At 29.3% G+C, this 19,220-nt stretch carries 17 protein-coding genes; all 17 read left to right on the top strand.

What is annotated here, in order from left to right; genetic code table 11:
- The first annotated feature begins 7 nt into the window (after positions 1-7).
- The 17 genes from AC3WOM_RS08195 (at position 8) to rfbD (ending at position 19,069) form a co-directional block, all read left to right on the top strand.
- Entirely contained in the window at positions 8-910 is a 903-nt protein-coding gene (locus tag AC3WOM_RS08195) for a class I SAM-dependent methyltransferase (protein WP_492446096.1), read from the top strand.
- An 18-nt stretch (positions 911-928) separates the two neighbouring features.
- A complete protein-coding gene (locus tag AC3WOM_RS08200; RefSeq protein WP_492446097.1) occupies positions 929-1,990 on the top strand; it encodes a coiled-coil domain-containing protein in 1,062 nt (353 codons plus the stop codon).
- A gap of 15 nt (positions 1,991-2,005) precedes the next feature.
- Complete coding sequence (locus tag AC3WOM_RS08205; protein WP_492446098.1) at positions 2,006-4,627, top strand: glycosyltransferase; 2,622 nt, start codon at positions 2,006-2,008, stop codon at positions 4,625-4,627.
- 13 nt (positions 4,628-4,640) lie between these two features.
- A complete protein-coding gene (locus AC3WOM_RS08210) occupies positions 4,641-5,861 on the top strand; it encodes a glycosyltransferase (RefSeq protein ID WP_492446100.1) in 1,221 nt (406 codons plus the stop codon).
- A gap of 8 nt (positions 5,862-5,869) precedes the next feature.
- The gene (locus AC3WOM_RS08215; protein WP_492446102.1) at positions 5,870-6,979 is read left to right on the top strand and encodes a glycosyltransferase; all 1,110 of its coding nucleotides are present in this window, start codon (positions 5,870-5,872) and stop codon (positions 6,977-6,979) included.
- 36 nt (positions 6,980-7,015) lie between these two features.
- Positions 7,016-7,432, top strand: coding sequence for a GtrA domain-containing protein (locus AC3WOM_RS08220; RefSeq protein WP_492446103.1), 417 nt, complete (start codon positions 7,016-7,018; stop codon positions 7,430-7,432).
- A 702-nt stretch (positions 7,433-8,134) separates the two neighbouring features.
- Positions 8,135-8,938 carry a glycosyltransferase family 2 protein gene (locus tag AC3WOM_RS08225; RefSeq protein WP_492446105.1) on the top strand — a complete coding sequence of 268 codons (804 nt, stop codon included), beginning with the start codon at positions 8,135-8,137 and terminating at the stop codon, positions 8,936-8,938.
- Between the two features lie 7 nt (positions 8,939-8,945).
- Positions 8,946-9,908: a lysylphosphatidylglycerol synthase transmembrane domain-containing protein gene (locus tag AC3WOM_RS08230; RefSeq protein ID WP_492446107.1), complete on the top strand. Its 963-nt coding sequence runs from the start codon at positions 8,946-8,948 to the stop codon at positions 9,906-9,908.
- 390 nt (positions 9,909-10,298) lie between these two features.
- Positions 10,299-11,756: a hypothetical protein gene (locus tag AC3WOM_RS08235; protein WP_492446109.1), complete on the top strand. Its 1,458-nt coding sequence runs from the start codon at positions 10,299-10,301 to the stop codon at positions 11,754-11,756.
- Positions 11,749-12,165: an HAD family hydrolase gene (locus AC3WOM_RS08240; RefSeq protein WP_492446111.1), complete on the top strand. Its 417-nt coding sequence runs from the start codon at positions 11,749-11,751 to the stop codon at positions 12,163-12,165. Before AC3WOM_RS08235 ends, AC3WOM_RS08240 begins: the two co-directional genes overlap by 8 nt.
- A 2-nt stretch (positions 12,166-12,167) precedes the next feature.
- A complete protein-coding gene (locus AC3WOM_RS08245) occupies positions 12,168-12,893 on the top strand; it encodes a glycosyltransferase family 2 protein (RefSeq protein ID WP_492446112.1) in 726 nt (241 codons plus the stop codon).
- Between the two features lie 29 nt (positions 12,894-12,922).
- A complete protein-coding gene (locus AC3WOM_RS08250; protein WP_492446114.1) occupies positions 12,923-14,608 on the top strand; it encodes a hypothetical protein in 1,686 nt (561 codons plus the stop codon).
- Positions 14,609-14,621: 13 nt separating this feature from the next.
- Positions 14,622-15,698 (top strand): acyltransferase family protein, encoded by a 1,077-nt coding sequence (locus AC3WOM_RS08255; RefSeq protein ID WP_492446116.1) that lies wholly within the window; start codon positions 14,622-14,624, stop codon positions 15,696-15,698.
- Between the two features lie 63 nt (positions 15,699-15,761).
- Complete coding sequence (gene rfbA / locus AC3WOM_RS08260; RefSeq protein WP_492446118.1) at positions 15,762-16,634, top strand: glucose-1-phosphate thymidylyltransferase RfbA; 873 nt, start codon at positions 15,762-15,764, stop codon at positions 16,632-16,634.
- 13 nt (positions 16,635-16,647) lie between these two features.
- Complete coding sequence (gene rfbC, locus AC3WOM_RS08265) at positions 16,648-17,211, top strand: dTDP-4-dehydrorhamnose 3,5-epimerase (RefSeq protein ID WP_492446120.1); 564 nt, start codon at positions 16,648-16,650, stop codon at positions 17,209-17,211.
- Between the two features lie 5 nt (positions 17,212-17,216).
- Positions 17,217-18,227: a dTDP-glucose 4,6-dehydratase gene (rfbB, locus tag AC3WOM_RS08270; RefSeq protein WP_492446122.1), complete on the top strand. Its 1,011-nt coding sequence runs from the start codon at positions 17,217-17,219 to the stop codon at positions 18,225-18,227.
- On the top strand, positions 18,227-19,069 hold the full coding sequence (gene rfbD, locus AC3WOM_RS08275) for a dTDP-4-dehydrorhamnose reductase (protein ID WP_492446124.1): 843 nt from the start codon (positions 18,227-18,229) through the stop codon (positions 19,067-19,069). The genes rfbB and rfbD overlap by 1 nt, the downstream gene beginning before the upstream one ends.
- Positions 19,070-19,220: the final 151 nt, after the last annotated feature.

Genomic DNA, 19,220 nt, shown 5'->3' on the forward strand with positions numbered 1-19,220 from the left:
TGAAAATATGATTGAACAAATTGGAAATGTTAAACTGAATTTAACTTATTATACAGGAGAAGATCAATATAGTGATGGAGATATTGAAGATGAGTTACTAAGAATTGTTCAAGGCCATAAAGATTTTGATGATGTGATAAAAAATGATACGAGGTGGCCTATTTTATATCACTTATCTAAATATAGAGAACATATTATTGAATGGTATCCATTTAATGAAAATAGTGATGTTCTAGAAATAGGAGCAGGTTGTGGAGCTATTACAGGTGCGTTAAGTAGAAATGCGAAGAGCGTAACATGTGTAGAGTTGTCTAAAAGACGTTCGCTTATTAATGCCCATAGACATCAAAATTCTAGGAATATTGAAATATTTGTTGGTAATTTTAACGAAATGAAATTTGAGCATCAATTTGACTATATTACTTTAATTGGTGTTTTAGAATATGCCCCATCCTTCTCTATTTCATCAAAACCGTTTCAGGAATTTTTAAATTATGTAAAAACCTTACTAAAGCCAAATGGCAAATTATTTATTGCTATTGAAAATAAATTTGGTTTGAAGTATTGGGCAGGTGCACGAGAAGATCACACGGGAAAACTTTTTGATTCAATTGAAGGTTATAAAGAAACTAAAGGAGTATGTACATTTTCTAAGAATGAATTAAAAAATTTGTTGCAAGAGTGTATGTTTAATAATATAAAGTTTTATTATCCTGTACCAGATTATAAGTTACCATTTCAAGTATTTTCGGAGAATTCCCTTCCAAGTATTGGCGAATTGAGGGGATTGACCCATAATTTCGATAATGATCGAATTCAACTTTTTGATGAGAGTATAGTTTTAGATTCTTTAATTTCTAGTAATGAATTTGAGTTCTTTTCTAATTCGTTTCTTGTAGTTTGTGATTAATTAAAAAGGAGCATTACTTTGGAAATTTTAAAAATTAAGTACAGCATAGATAGAAAAAAAGAATTTCAAATAAAAACAGTAATCTTTCAAGAAAATGGAGTAAGGGTTGTAAAGAAAGAGGCATATTCTAAAGATTCTATACATCACATTAGAAAGATTAATAAGAATTATGAACTATTTAAAAATTCGAAAATCAATTTAGTTGAACCTACACTTAAAAATAACAGTGTAATATTTCCTTTTGTGACTGGGGAAAGTATTGATTCAATTTTAATTAAACATATTCTAAATAAAGATATTGATGAGTTTAAAAAGATATTAACTTGGTATAAATCATTCTTAACACAAGAGCGACAGGTACCTTTTTATGAGACAAAGCAGTTTGTTGAAGTTTTCGGGAGCTTTCCAGTTTTGGATGGGGTAGCTTCTTTGAAAATAGCTAATATTGATTTGAATTTTGATAATCTTATTATCCAAGATAACATAGTAACCGTTATAGATTATGAATGGGTTTTTGATTTCGCTGTACCGTTGAATTATATACTATATAGGGCAATTCTTAGTTTTGAGATAAAGTATCATGTTTATTTGAAGTCTCTAATTAGTATTAATGATATTCTAGAATATTTAAAAATTCCTAAAAATGAAGTAGAAATATATAGTGAAATGGAATTTTCATTTATTTCGTATGTAGGTAGAGATATTTCAGTGTATAGAGAGAACTATCTGAAATCTAATACTAGTATACATGAGATAGCAATTAAGGGATATAGTAAAATTATTGAAGAGTTAAATATTACAATTAATCAAATTTCTACATGGGGAAAACAGTTAGAAAAAGATATAGCTAACAGAGATTCTCAAATTACCACATTAAATGAAGAAATAAACAAAGTTTCAGAGTTTATTCACAAACAACAAAAAGATTTGGATGAAAGAGATCAATTAATTTTAGAGCAAAATCAGAAAATTAATGAGGTTTCATTGTGGGGGAAATCTCTGTATGAGCAGGTGCTTGAAAGAGATAAAATAATTGAGGAACTAAATAGGCAAATGAAGAAAAATTGGAGAACTAGGTAAAGTGGTGATAATAGAATGACAAGTAACGACAAAATTGATATCCCAGAATATCTAGAAATGCATAAGAGGCTAAACGATTCCTACTATCAAAATTCCTTAGAATATAACAATAGACTTGAATTAGCACAGTCTACAAAAGCATGGAAATTAATGTGTTTAACACGAAGAGTAAAAGAGCAGCTTTTAAAGGGAAGTAGGATTGAAAAAAGGGAATTTTTAAGATGGATGAAGTTGAAAATTTTAAAGCAACCTGTTCCTAAAAACTTAGAATTAGCCCAATTTAGCCCAATTCAATTACGGAATATAGAGCAATATAAAATCCCAGAGTTTAATTTAACTTCTTTGGAAAATGATACTTTCAAACTTGATAATAGTGAATTATTTGCAGGATATCCTAAAAAATATGATTTTTTTAGATTCCCTGTGATTGAATGGGATTTCAGATGGCAAAGACCACAACAAATTTCTGTTCAGTTCGAAAAAAATGGACATAGAGTGTTTTATTTCTCTATTGAAACTTTTGGATTGCAAAAGATTAATCCTTCTTTTGAAGAAATAGCTAAAAATATCGTTATTAAAGAACTACAGCCTAATATATATTGGGTAAAATTGTGTTCAAAAAGCTTTTTAAATGCTTATAGAGATACAATTGCTGAAGATGACCTTAAAATTATCAATCAATCTATAGAATATTTAAAGAAAAAATTCAAAATAGGAGCAACATATTCTATTCTCGACTTACCATTTTGGGCAGATGTTTCATTAAATCTAAATAACAATCTAACTATTTATGATTGTATGGATGATCATGAAGGGTTTTCAACTAATTCAGTTGAAATGCTGTCTGAAGAAGAAAAGCTAATACATTCAGCAAATATGGTTTTGGCATCCTCTCAAAGATTATATGAAAAAATGCTACCTAAAAACCCAAAAACTATACTTGTAAGAAATGCAGGCGAGTATAATCATTTCTCGAAAAGCCCTACGAACTTTGCGAATGAATTAAAAGGTTTAGAAAACCCAATTATTGGATATTACGGAGCTATCTCAGAATGGTTTGATATTGAGCTAGTGGAACAATTAGCAAAACGTAATTCTAATTTGACATTTGTTTTAGTAGGAAACACATTTGGATGTGATACTTCTCGTGTAGAGAAAATGTCAAATGTAGTATTGACAGGTGAAGTTCCATATGAAAGTTTACCAAGTTATTTGTATAAATTTGATGTGTGTTTAATACCATTTTTGATAAATAATTTAACTTTAGCTACAAATCCTGTGAAGGTCTACGAATATTTAGCAGCAGGAAAACCTGTAGTTTCAACGAGGCTTCCTGAATTAGAATATATGAAGAATTTAGTATATTTAGCTGATACAGTAGAAGATTTTGAAAATAGTATAAGAAAAAGTTTAAACGAGAGTAACGAGCAATTAGTAGAGGAACGTAAAAAATATGCTGCTAATAATACATGGGAGACAAGATACCATGAAATTACGCAACATTTGATTGTTCCAAAACCAAAAGTAAGTATAGTTATTGTGACATATAACAGCTGGTCATACACAAAGCAATGTTTAGAAAGCCTGATACGAAATAATGAATATCAAAATTTAGAAATCATAATTGTCGATAATGCTTCCACCGATGAAACGAAAATTCAATTGGCGCGTATTTCCAACCCTAATATTAAAGTGTTATTTTCACCTGAAAATTTAGGATTTGCTGGAGGAAACAAAGCTGGGTGCAACTTAGCTACAGGTGAATATATTATTTTACTAAATAATGATACAATCGTAACTCAAAATTGGATAGAAAAACTTATTAGACCTTTAAGAGAAAACGAACACATTGGTATGGCAGGTCCAGTATCTAATTCTGTAGGAAATGACCAAATGTTGGATTTTTGCGTATCAAATCCGCTTTCTGGGGCATCAGAATTATGGTTACAAGACTTTAATCAATTTAACAAAGGGAAGTTCCGATATACAAATTTGTTAGGATTTTATTGTGTTGCAATAAAAAGAGAAGTATATGAAAAAGTTGGCGATTTAGATACTAACTATGGTATCGGAATGTTTGAGGATGATGATTACTGTGAGAGTGTTAAAAGCTTAGGATATAAGTTAGTAATTGTAGAAGATGTCTTCGTTTATCATCATGGCAGTGTTAGCTTCAAAAAATTACAGTCTGAACACTATAAGAATATTTGGGAAAAAAACAAACTGTACTTTGAACAAAAGTGGAATAAATCTTGGGAAATGCCTAAGCCCCCAAATTCAATATTTTTAAATTTAGTTGATTCTTCATCTATCGCTAATAGAGTAGCAGAATTACAAAAAGAGCCTATTGTAATAGTAGGTGAATGGACAAAAGAGAACGTACTATTTAAACAATTTGTTGCAAGCAATTTGAACAAAAATCAGTTGGTAATTGTTGCAACAGAATTTTATAATGGCGAAGAATATCATGGACTTCGTAAAGTAACTGAAAACCTCTATATAACAAATACAATTGAATTGATATCAAAAATTATATTTAAAGAAAAGATTCAATTTAATGATTTTGTTGATATAGAAAAATTACAAGCAGTAAAAGGTACTACGAAAAATTTAGAAAAAATAACAAATCAATCATAGAGGTTGAAGTGCAATGAAATTGACAAAAAAAGTATGGAGAGTATTGCAAAATAAGCCAGAGATAATACAAAGGAAACTTATTCATAAATTGCCCCAACATATAAAAGGAAAAGTATTGAAATTTCCAAATGAAAGTATTATAAGACAACAAATAGAGGAGATTCTGGAAGGTTATGAAGGAAAGATTTTCGTTTTTCCTTCTCCATCATGTCCATGGGGGTATATGTTTCAAAGGCCTCAACAATTAGCTAGGGCACTAGCTAAAGAAGGTTATATAGTCTTTTATGTGGTAGATACCTCATTTCCATATCAACCAGATTGGTATGTTCGAGGGAGCTTAGAAATTGAACCGAATCTATATTTATTTAATGACAATGATAGTGGTAGAAAATTAATAGAAGCTTGTAAAAATAAGTTGTTATATGTATGGCAATATTGGCCACATCAATTAAAAACAATTAGTATTTGGAAAGAATGGCATAAAGATATTTTTAAAATATACGATTGTATAGATTTCATTGATACGTTTGATTCTTATGACGGTATTTTAAATGATTTTGAAAAATCCGTTTTAGAATCTGATTGTTTATTAGCAACTGCAAAATCGATAAAAAAGGATTTAGCTAAATTTAATAAAGAAGTTTTGTATTTACCGAATGCAGTTACGAAAGAAGATTTTGTGGGTTATGATTTATTTGATTGGTCAGAATTAAAAAAAGTTAAAGCAGCAGATAAAAAAATTATTGGTTATTATGGTGCAATTGCTGAATGGTTTGATTTTGAAACAGTAAGTTATATGGCAAAATCTAATCCAGATTGGACTATTGTATTAGTAGGAGAGGTTTATCCTACAGTTGTGCAGCAAGTAGAGGAAATAAAGCAACTTGCTAATACAGAGGTTTTGAAACGAGTTTCATATAGGAAAATTCCGCATTTACTAAGCCTGTTTGATGTAGCTATTTTACCTTTTTTGATTAATGACATTACATTAAGCACTTCTCCAGTTAAAGTTTTTGAATATTTAGCAGGAGGAAAGTGTGTAGTTAGTTCACCATTGCCAGAAGTTTTAGAGATTGAAGGAATCTTTATAGGAAGTACAAAAGAAGAATTCGAAAAACAAGTGAGAGTGGCATTGAGCATAGGAGTGGAAACGAATCATGTTGAAATGCTTCGTAAAGTAACCGAGCAACATACATGGCAGAAACGTGTAAGAAAAATAAATGAAATTATTTGAGAGGAAATATGAAAAAAATATTAATTTTTGATCGAATAAATTCTTCAAAATTTCCGGGTGGAGATACAGTACAGATTAATGCTATAAAAGACTTTTTAATTAATCGTAACTATAGTGTTACAATTAGTGATAATGTAATGGAAAATTTAAATGAATACGATTATGTTTTTATCTTTAACCTAACTAATCCATTAGAGGCTTATGTATGTATGAAGGCTTGTGAGAGATATAATAAACCATACATCCTATTTCCAGTTTATTGGAATTTAGATGCTTTAAAAATGCCTTTTCATTTTAATATGAAATCAATTGCGAAAAAAGTATTACCAGGATTCTCTAAATCTTTTATTAGGGCATCTAAATTTTTAAAAATGAATACTAAGATTGTTCAATATTTTAAAATAAAAAATACGGAATTATTAAACATTAAGAAATGTATTAAGTATGTTTTAAAGAATGCTTATTACATTTGTCCCAACTCTTATGCAGAATTAGATCATTTAGAAGATAATTTTAATTTAAGTAAACTAAATGAAAATATTAAAATTATTTATAATGGAATTGATTTAAAAAAGTTAGATGCTATTAAGCAAGATGATACTATAAAATCAAAATATAATTTACCTGAAAATTATATTTGCTGTGTAGGTGGTATTGGTCCAAGGAAGAATCAGTTAAACCTAGTTAGAGCAGCTAATATTAACAGAACCAATCTAGTTTTAATTGGCAAAACTTCTTATGGATATGAAGATTACTTTAAAGCTATACAAGATGTGTCTGGGGATAACATCTATTTTTTAAATCATTTACCACAGAGAGAGGTATTTGAGATTGTTAAAAGCAGCAAAGGACATATTCAACCAAGTTTTATAGAAACTCCAGGACTAGCTTCTTTAGAGGCATTAGCACTCAATGTACCTACAATTGTATCTAATACTGCCCCTGCAAAGGAATATTTTGGGGATAATGTAATCTATTGCGAACCTTCTAATTTAGAGAGTATTAAAAACAGTTTTATTATGATTAATAAAAATTCTCCAAATAAAGGTATGCAAAATGCTTCCATTAGAATGTATGATTGGAATAATGTTTTAAATGATTTAGTAGAAATAATATAACTATAAATCCAAAGTATTCAAGGGAAGAATAAATGTATGGGCAGTGAATTAAGTAAATTTAATAAATTTGTATTTACATCAGGGTTTGGATGGTTGTTAGATTTTACATTATACATTCTGCTGATTAAACTAACATCTTTTTCTTATTATGTCGCTAATCTGACAGGTGCAATTTGTGCTGTAACTTTTGTTTTTTTTATATCAATATATAAAATATTTTTAAGTGATAGGACATTTATTTTTTTAGGATTTATTATTTATTTTATGTTTCAAGCCATATCAATTAATCTATACTCTTATTTAATAGATATAACATCACTGTGGATTTTAAAAAGCTTTAATAATATGTATTATATTCCAATAATTGTGAAGGTTTTTTATACACCTTTTTCATTAATAACAAATTATTTTTTTATGAAATTTTTAACAAATAATTTATTGAAAGTTAAATGATAAATAGTTATAAAATGCCTTCTAGATTAAAGCAAATGAGGGATTTTACTTGGTCTTGAACTTAATTTATAGCAAAGTGATATTAAGCGCTAAAAAACCTTAAGACTTCGTGTAATACTACACAAACATTTGGACAGAAGAAGTCGTTATGAGCTTTATGTATCTTATAATATCTGAAAGTGTAAAAATAGAAATATTGCTTGAACTAAGGAATATTGCAAAACAGTTAAAATATCAGATTTATACCATTTTATGTCAGTTGAAAAGACATGGATTGTTCAACTAACGAAGAACGGGTTTATTTTCAAGGTAAACTGTGGTGGGCAAATACTCTCCACCGTTGGATTTATAATGACTTATTAGAAGTGTCTTTAGTAGGTTCTACGTCAAAAAAATGTGAAACAAGAGATTGACTTAATATTGGTTCATCTATTTTCTAACGACTAAAAAAGTTGAATTTTTAGGCATTTAGGAAAAATTTACAGTATATACATAATATTAAGTGACCCTTTCTTTACAGATTCTAGAAGAATGAATTAATTGAAGAAAGATTTAATGTATTCTCTTTCTCTTTTAAGAGTTCATATCGAAAGAACATCTGAAAGGCTTATTAGTGCTGAAATATATGAAAATAACTTCCTAAACGGATATTTATCGTCTTTGAAAGTACTTTTTTATTAATTTATTTTAAGGGGAATTTTTGTGGATAAAGTAATTGTATTTATACCAATGTATAATTGTGAAAAACAAATTAGGAGAGTTTTAAAGCAATTTAATTCTAATATAAAACAATATATTCAAGAAATAGTTATCGTAAATAATCGTAGTACAGATAATGGAGAGCAAATTGCAATTGAGTATATGAAAAATATTACAGATATTAAAATAACTGTTTTAAAAAATGAAAAAAATTATGGTCTTGGTGGTTCCCATAAAGTAGCTATTGATTATGGTCTAGAAAATAAGTATGACTATTTAATTGTATTACATGGTGATGATCAAGGAGATATTAGAGAAATAGAGCCTTATTTAGAAGGGGAAATTTACAAGCAATGTGATTGTTTATTAGGTGCTAGATTTCAAAAAGGTTCCAAACTAGAAGGTTATTCTAAATTTAGAACTTTTGGTAATAAAGTATATAACATATTTTTTTCAGTAGTTTGTAAGAAAAGAATATATGATTTAGGTTCGGGATTAAATATGTATAACTTGAAAATATTTAAGGACATGTTTCATAAACGTTTTCCAGATGATTTAACTTTCAATTATTGTATGGTTTTAGGAAGTACTTATTATAAACATAAAATAAAGTTTTTCCCTTTAACTTGGAGAGAAGATGATCAAGTTTCAAATGTAAAAATGTTCAAACAGGCCTTTAAAGTTTTGGGATTATTGGGTATATATGGTGTTGATAAGGGTAGGTTTTTAGATAAGGATCATAGGGAAAAAAGTATAGAAAAGTATAGTTATTCTATAGTACATTCTTCAGATCAGAAGAAAGGGTAAATGATTAATGAATTCAAAGTTTATTAATTATAGTACGAAAAAAAACATTATATTAATATTCATAGTTTTTGTGATTGCTAGTTTTATTTATTTGCCTTTTTTCAATGTTTCTTTTGAGTCAATTATGGCATATGGTCATGTATTTTCAATAAAGTATGTTGTATGTTTTGTTCTTATATATTTATTATCACATATTATGAGGATACTTAGATTATATATTTTGTTATTAGAAGAAAAAATAAAGTGGAAGCAGTTATTAAGAATATACTTCATAACGACTTTTGTTAATTTTGTATTACCATTTAAAATTGGAGAAATATATAGAATTATCGAAATAGGTACTTTATGCAATAATATTAGGAGAGGAATTATTACTATATGGATAGAACGATTTTTTGACGCTGTAGTATTACTAGTTTTATTCACATGTTATTTAATTTATATAGATAATGCTTCGTATAATTTTATTCCAGTATATATTTTATTACTTGTGTTTTCAGGACTTTCTGTGTTGTTTTATGTTGAATTTAGACATAGTTTTAATTATTTAAATCAATTCATAGTAAGCAAAAGTAATACTTCTAAAGGGGTACGTATTTTAAAATTTCTAGAAAATCTTAAAATGATTCATTCAGATATAAAGCGCCTAATAGTAGGCCGCACTACCATGCTAATTTTATTGTCTATTTTAATTTGGTGTATAGAATTGATAGCTATATATTTTTTAGCACAGATGATTAATATTAATTCTATAGTTCAAAGTTTTATTCTATTGATTAATGAGCCATTTAAATCTCAAACAGAATTTAATTTTGAGTTAATTACAATATATAAGAATTTTGCATTCTTGATTCTTTTTTTGATGGCATCCCCGTATATACTAATTACTTTCAAAAAAAGATATTCTGAAGCGAGAAAGTTTAAGAATAAAAATAATAATGGAAAATATATCAAAATTGATGATTTGTGAAAATATAAAGTAATCCTATGTTAATCAATGTAAGTCAAATGATAGCCATTGTAACTTATTTGCAGAAACGGATTAAGGGTATAAATTATTAGATAAATGAAAAATGTAAAAACAGGGTTAGTTGAGCAAATGTGTATAAAAACATAAAATAATTTTATCTGGAAAGTTATAAACTTCAAAAGCATTTTTTGATTTGAATTATATATAACAGCACTTGAAGCTGAGTGCGGTAAGTGCTCTTGTTGTTTCACTTTCTTCGTAAAGCGACTTTACTAGCGAAAGACTGAGCTGAGGGTATATACGTAGCGGAAAATGTAGTTAAGCACATGTTTTGGTAAATAACCAAAAATATATAATACCATTTGAAATTTACTTAAGGGTGTGAGAAAAATGCAAAAAAAAGTTATTTTTATTTATGATGATAGTATAGAACCACCATTCTCTATAAAGTCTATAGTAGGAGAACGCTCATTTGGAGAAATAATATATAAGAGAAAAAAATTAAAAGATAGATTACTCGAGCTTGTGACTAATTGTGGTATTAGAAGTATTATTGAAATTACATCAATTAATCAAAGAATTGAATTAATAAATAAAATGAAAGAAAGTTCAAATGAAGTAATCTTTATTCATTTTTTATCTCAAGCAGTAATTATTGATAATAGTAAGTTTGAAACAATTTTGAATAAAGCATCCTACTTTCAGAGTTCTAGTATGAATCAAGAATTAAATCCTTATATGTCTATATTCACCAATATAATGGAGTATGAGATGTACATAAATGGTATAAATCAAAATGAAATGATAACTAAATCTGATTTTGGAGACAACATCTTAATTTTTGCACCACAAAATTTTGCACTTGATATAACAGATATAGCTTCTTTTCTAAACTTCTTCTCGGGTGGTTTTGAAGCAAGATATTTTAATGAGCTTGTAGGTGATAAATATACACTTACAAAAAAATCAGTAGATATTAATAAAATGAAGAAAGAGTACAATTATTATCATTTATTACCTGATGTAATGAAAAAGTGGTATGTTATGCCCTATGACTTGAAAATGGAATCTGATAGAGCCAGTTATACAATGGAAAGATTAAATGTTCCTGATATGGCACTACAATGGATACACAATTCGATGGAAGTACATGATTTCAAAATATTTTTAGAAAAAATCTTTACCTTTATTGTTTCTAGACCAAGTAAAGATATTAGCAAAACAGATTATGAGGAAAGATTTAATAATCTATATTTACATAAAATACATGATAGATTAGAAATATTAAAGAATCAGGAGCCTTATAACCAAATAGCTTCATTGATTATTAATGGAACTAAGCATACCATTGAAGAAATTTTAGAAGATTATAAACAAATTTTTGAGCAATTAAAAAAAGAATTAGTTAAATCAAACGAAGTTATTGGACATGGAGATTTGTGTTTTTCTAATATTTTGTATGATAAAAATACATATTTAATGAAATTTATAGATACAAAAGGTGCTTTAGAAGAATCAGATTTGTGGACGGATCCTTATTACGATTTGGCAAAACTTTCGCATTCTATATTAGGTAACTATGATTTTATAAATAATGAGCTTTTTACACTTACATTAGATAATGATCTTGCTCTACAATTAACTCTTAACAGTAAAAAGAATAATACACACCAAAGAATGTTCATTGAAAAAGTGGAGGAAGCGGGTTACAATATTAGATTTGTTAGATTATGTGAGATTTCATTGTTCTTATCAATGCTACCTTTACATATTGATAATCCTCGTAAAGTACTAGCTTATTTAATTAATGCAATAATAATTAAAGAGGAGCTTAAAAATAATGTCTAAAAAATATAATAAATTAATAATTGATTTGGATGGAACGATTTGTCCTTTAAAAAAGGAAGGGCAATCATATGACGATTTAGTTCCATATGAAGAAGTGATCAATAAGATTAAAGAGTGGAAAAACGAAGGATTTATTATTCAAATATATACTGCTAGAAACATGAGAACTTATGAAGGAAATTTAGGTCTGATAAATGCCAATACAGGTAAATCTATAATGAATTGGTTAGATAAATGGAAAATTCCTTATGATGAAATTTTATTTGGAAAGCCATGGCCTGGGGAACGTGGATACTATATTGATGATCGTGCAATACGTCCAAATGAATTTTTGGAGTATTCGGAAGAACAGCTCAATAAAATTTTAGATAATGATAGAAAATTATTAGAAAGAAAACATAAGGAGTAGCTATGAATATAATTATTACTATGGCTGGTATGGGAAGCCGTTTTAAAGAAGCAGGTTATAATGTTCCAAAATATGAGATTATAGTTAAAGGGAAATCATTATTTTATTGGTCTATTTTTAGCTTGAATAATTTCATAAATATAGCATCAAATTATATTTTTATTGTCCGAAAAGAAGATGAAGCAAGAAGTTTTATAGAGACTGAATGTAAAGCATTGAATATAAAAAAATATAAAGTCGTTGAAATTGATTTCTTAACTGACGGACAAGCTACAACTGTTCTTTTTGCAAAAGAATTTTGGAAGGAGAATGAATCTTTATTAATATACAATATTGATACACATGTTAATCCTATTGCTCTTGACTTTCTAAATGAAGAAGTAGATGGTTGGATTCCTTGTTTTGAGGGTGAAGGTGAAAAATGGAGTTTTGTGAAATTAAATGATTTAGGTGAAGCTATTGAAGTAAGAGAAAAGAAAAGAATTTCACAATATGCAACTATTGGTTTATATTGGTTTTCAAAAGCAAAGCTATATTTGGATATGTATCAAAGATATTTTGCTAAAGAAGGTAACGAAGAAAAAGGTGAAAAATACATAGCACCTTTATATAATCAAATGATTAGTGATGGTTTAAAAGTTAAGATTACAAATATTCCAAATGAACATGTGCACATCTTAGGTACCCCAGAGGATGTAAAAGTTTTTATTTCAAATGACTATGTTTAAAAGATAATAATATGTTAAGGAGTAGTATATTGGAAAAGAAAAATGTTAATAATCGGGGTTTATTAAAAGTTTTTGTTTTTAGTTCTAAATTCCCTATGTTCATTTATGTTGCTTTATCTTTGATTCAAGTGACACTTCCAGGGCTATATATGGATTCGGTGAATCCAGATTATTTCGCAGCACGCATTGTTAATCCAAATAATGTACCTGTCTGGGCATACCCTGACAATATTTTATTTGAACCATATAGATACCCTTTATTAAATTCATTATATGGCGGTGCAGTACCTGCGTATATTGGCTTAGCTTTTTTTGAAGTGTTTGGATACAGTGTTTTTTCAACTAGATTATTGCACATAATTTATGGATTGATAATAATCTATTTATGCTATAAAACAGTTGAATTTCTATCGAAAAATAGCAAATTAGCGACCATTATAGCTTTAGTTATTGCTATTGATCCGACTTTTATTTTTGCGTGGAGAACACAATATTACCTGCAACTTTTTCCACTTATTAGTTTTATAATAGCTGTGGTTTTGTTGGTTTCTGTAATCAAGGATATGCAAGGGAGTATAACTGTAAACTCAAAAAAATTAGCTACAAGTGGAATATTGGCAGGAATCAGTGCACTGGGGTATTTTATTTTTGCTTTTTATTTTATCGTTTTATTTGGAGTTCTTTTTTACTATGCTGCAAAATATAAGCTGAAATGGAAAGTAAGTGGAATATATATTCCTTCATTTCTGATAGGATATAGTTTATTTATTTATGCTCACTTTTCAATTATATTAAATGAAGGTTTAGATGGTTATATTAACTCACTTAAAGATATGAGTAATGCATATGGTGTTGCAGATAACTTAAATAATGGTTTTTTAGATAGAATTATACATGTGAAAAATCTTCTTATTAATCTTCCCAGCGGTGACTTTATAGCAAATGTAATATTTGGAACAGATGTTAGTTCATTAAATATTTATAAAATGTTCATACCGATAATAATATTAATTATTATTATATATATTGCAATATGCTTTTATAGCAAAGAGAAAATAAAAGCTATTGTTTCTGATGAAATTCTTATTTTCCAACAACTTATGATTTTAACAATAATATTTCACATTACATTAGGGATTGTTATTGGGTCGTCTTTAAATTATCAACACTTTATAATGTTACTACCTATTTTTTATTTAGTGGGTGGAATAGCTTTGTTTGTATTAGGACTATGTATTAAAGAGCTATTAACAAATAAAACGTTATTTGCGAAGAGTGTAGGCTTATGTGTACTTATTTTGTTGCTCATTTTCCAAATGAATAATAACATTAAATTTTTTGATAATTTAAACAAAACTGGTGGTGTTGGTTATTATAGTGACTCTATAAATAAAGTGGCTGAATATAGTTATAATATTTCTGAAGATGAGGTAATGATATTCCCACAGTGGGGCTATTGGATGGGAGTAGCGACAGCTACAGGTGGAAATAAAGAAATGTGGGTACTGGGGGGGACAGAACAGATTATTGATGAAATTAACCGCCGCCCTATCAAGTCTGCTTATTATATAGTTTTAGAAGCTGCTATGTTTGAAAAAGGAATTAAGGAAATATTGGAAGATGATACACTGTATTTGAAAAACTCATTTGCTATTAACACTAGGGATGGGAATGCTGCTGTTATTATTGCAATGGTAGAGAAGAAAATGGAATAGAGAGGGGAGGGTGGTGAATATTAATATTTTTGATAGAGAAAATAATAATTTTGATATAATTAGATTAATCGCTTCTCTAATGGTAATATATGCGCATTCGTATGCAATAGCTCCAAAAGAGGGGAAAATGGATTTAGTTACACGTCTAACTGGGATAACGCATGCAGGAGAAATAGCCGTATTCATATTTATGTTTCTAAGCGGTGCATTGGTCTTTAAGAGTATGGAACATTCTATGAGTATGAAGGATTTTATTACAAAAAGATTTTTTAGAATTTATCCTCCACTAGTTGTTTGTATAATTTTTTGTGTATCTCTAGGGCTTATATTTACTGATTTGACTATTATAAACTATTTGAAAGATCCACAACTTTACAAGTATATATTAGGGAATTTAAAGCTGATATGGAATGAACATTTTTTACCAGGGGTGTTCACTGACCATCCAAACCAAGGTGTGAATGGATCTTTATGGTCTATTACTTTAGAAGCGAGACTATATATAATGGTTGGAATGTTTGGGATGTTTGGACTGTTAAAATACCGTGATACAGCTAATATAGTTATTATATTTTTAATTTTCGGTGTGTTGACATTTCCAAATTTAATGCCACTAGTAGGTTCTAATCAGGAATTGTTTGGGTTAGGTGTTTTTCCTCAATATACTATTACATTTTTAATAGGCGGTTTAATATATTATAATAATAAAAACTTTATTATGAATTATGGTATTGTAGTATGTTTATTAATAGTGACAATTTTAACTAGTGATACATCTCTTCATAAAACATTTATAATGTTATTTTCAATTGCTTTAGCCTATCAAATCAGTACGTCTAAAACAATAATTAAGTTTAGACTAAAAGAGGATATTTCTTATGGGGTATACTTATATGGTTGGCCAATGGCACAAGTAGTTTATAAATTATTACCAAAGGTTGGACCGGAGATTAACACGATTTTATCTTGTATCTTAACGATTATTGTAGCTAAATTATCATGGAAATACATAGAAAAACCTGCTATTAGATTTTCTAGAGATATATCTAAAAAATATTTTAGTAATTCGATTAGTTCGACTACAAGTTAGGAAGAAAAATTAACTAATAGGATAATAATAGATTTATAAAATAATATTGAGTAGGTGTAAATTATGAAGGGAATTATTTTAGCAGGAGGTAGTGGCACTCGTCTATATCCCTTGACAAAATCTGTATCCAAACAATTGTTACCGGTATATGACAAACCAATGATTTATTATCCATTGTCAGTACTAATGTTAGCTGGCATTAAAGAAATTTTAATTATTTCGACACCTGAGGATACACCACGTTTTGAGCAATTATTAGGTAATGGGCGGGGTTTAGGAATAAACTTATCATATGCTGTTCAACCTTTACCGGATGGCTTAGCTCAAGCTTTTATTATTGGTGAAAAATTTATTGGTGAAGATTCTGTAGCATTAATTTTAGGAGATAATATTTTCTACGGACATAAATTTACTTCAATGTTAGAAAGAGCAGCTTCAAGAGAAAATGGAGCGACTGTTTTTGGTTATAATGTAAAAGATCCTGAACGTTTCGGTGTAGTAGAGTTTGATGAAGATGGCAAGGCTGTCTCTATTGAAGAAAAACCACAGGAGCCAAAATCTACTTATGCTGTAACAGGCCTGTATTTCTATGATAATAGTGTTGTAGAAATCGCAAAATCTATCAATCCATCACCACGTGGAGAGCTTGAAATTACAGATGTAAACAAAGCATATTTAGAAGCCGGGAATCTTCATGTAGAGTTATTAGGGCGAGGTTTTGCATGGTTGGACACAGGGACACATGAATCACTATTAGAAGCTTCAACATTCATTGAAACAATTGAAAAACGTCAAAGCTTAAAAGTAGCATGTTTAGAGGAAATTGCTTTTCGTAAAGGTTATATTTCTAAGGAACAGCTATTGGAACTTGCAGAACCTTTAAAGAAAAATGGTTATGGTCAGTATTTAATTTCACTCGCAAATAAAAAGTTATAAGGGGTCCTATATAGTGAATTTTATTAAAACAAAACTAAAAGATGCCTATATTTTGGAACCAAAAGTATTTGGGGATCATCGTGGTTTTTTTATGGAAACTTATAATGCTAAATTATTAGAAGATCAAGGTTTTTCTTTTAATTTCATACAAGATAATCATGCATTATCAAAAGAATGTGGTGTGCTAAGAGGATTGCATTATCAGCTAGAACCATTTGCTCAAACGAAGCTAGTAAGAGTAACAAAAGGTGCAGTATATGATGTAATTATTGATATTCGAGAAGGCTCTCCCACATATGGACAGTGGGAAGGGTTTATTTTAAGCGAGGACAATAAAAGACAATTGCTAGTACCTAGAGGTTTTGCACATGGTTATTGTACACTAGTTGAAAATACAGAGTTTCTTTATAAGGTAGATAATTATTATTCACCAGAGCATGATCGTGGAATTGCTTGGAATGATCCAAATTTAAATATAGACTGGCCTACTTCGAAACCAATTTTATCTGATAAAGATACCAAGCATCCAAATCTAAAGGATTTAGAAATCCAATTTATTTATAAAGGTAAGGAATGATAAGTATGAAAATTCTAGTAACAGGTGGAGCTGGATTTATCGGAAGTAACTTTGTAAATTACATGGTTGATAGATATCCTGAATATTCGATTATTAACGTTGATTCTTTAACTTATGCAGGTAACTTAGCGAATTTAAAGCCATCTGAAGGTAAACCAAATTATCAATTTGTCAAGGCTGATATAACAGATGCAGAGACGATGGATCAGTTAATTGGGGATGGTGTAGATGCTGTGACTAACTTTGCAGCAGAGTCGCATGTAGACCGAAGTATTACAAATCCAGGGATCTTTGTGCAAACAAATATTCAAGGAACTCAAGTATTATTAGATGCAGCTAAAAAATATAACATCAAGAAGTATTTACAGGTATCGACAGATGAAGTTTATGGCTCGTTAGGAGAAGATGGTTACTTTACTGAACAAACACCTTTATCTCCAAACAGCCCCTATAGTGCAAGTAAAGCGGGGGCAGATCTTTTAGTATTAGCATATTCTGAAACATTTGGTCTTCCTGTAAATATAACACGATGCTCCAACAACTATGGACCATTCCATTTCCCAGAAAAATTGATCCCTTTAATGATTATTAACGCGTTAAACGATAAAAAACTTCCTGTGTATGGTGATGGTAAGAACGTTCGAGACTGGCTACATGTAACAGATCATTGTAGTGCGATTGATTTGGTTTTACATAAAGGCATTAATGGTGAAGTTTATAACGTAGGTGGACATAATGAAAAAACGAACTTAGAGGTTGTTAAAGAAATTCTAAAACAACTTGATAAGCCCGAATCATTAATCCAATATGTAGAAGATCGTTTAGGACATGACCGCCGTTATGCAATTGATCCGACGAAGCTTCAAAAAGAGTTAGGCTGGGAGCCAAAATATACATTTGAAACAGGCTTAAAAGAAACTGTGCAATGGTATTTAGATAATCAGTCTTGGTGGGAAAATATCATATCAGGAGATTATCAAAATTATTATCAACAACAATATGGTGGTAAATTGTAATGAAGATAATGGTAACAGGAGCTAATGGACAACTTGGTCAAGAGTTAGTTAAGCAATTATCCAGTAGTGAGCATGAATTGTTTGCATATACTAAAACGGAGTTAGATATCACGGATATAGAAAAAGTAGTTGTTGTATGTAATGATATTCGACCCAATATTGTTATTAATGCTGCTGCCTATACAAATGTAGACGAAGCGGAAACAAACCAAGAGCTTGCTTTTCGAGTAAATGGAATAGGGCAACGTAATTTAGCTGTGGCAGCCGAAGAAATTGGAGCGAAAATTTGTTATATTAGTACAGATTACGTTTTTAATGGTCAAGCAAATTCACCGTATACGGAATATATGAATGTTGAACCATTAGGTGTATATGGACAATCTAAATACGCTGGTGAGTTTTTAACACAAGCTTTAAGCTCTAAATATTTTATTGTAAGAACAGCGTGGGTTTATGGTGAATTTGGTCCAAACTTTGTTAAAACGATGTTGAAGCTTGCTGAAGAGAAAACAGAAATCGGTGTTGTTCATGACCAAATTGGATCACCTACCTACACAGTTGATTTAGCGGAGTTTTTAATTGAATTAATACAAACAGAAAAATACGGTATTTACCATTGTACGAATAGCGGAACATGCTCCTGGTACGAGTTTGCTAAGGAGATTTTTAAAGTGGCAAATAAGGATATAGTGGTCAACTCTTTAACTTCAGAGCGATTTCCAAGACCAGCAAAGCGCCCAGCGTATTCTGTATTAGGGGATTTATCATTACGTATTAATGGTTTTACTCCTAGGAGGCATTGGAAAGATGCTTTATATGACTATATAAACAAGAAAAAATGATATTACAAAAAAAGATTGGCTAATAGATAAAATGTGAAAATCCTCTCATAGTATACAAAGTGAGAGGATTTTTTGTAAGCCCGTATTCAAATAACGCATATAATCACGTAGCACCTCTCGGTACTATAAAGGTATCAATTAAAGGAGGTGC

The organism is Lysinibacillus sp. FW301-JW8 (assembly GCF_058788755.1).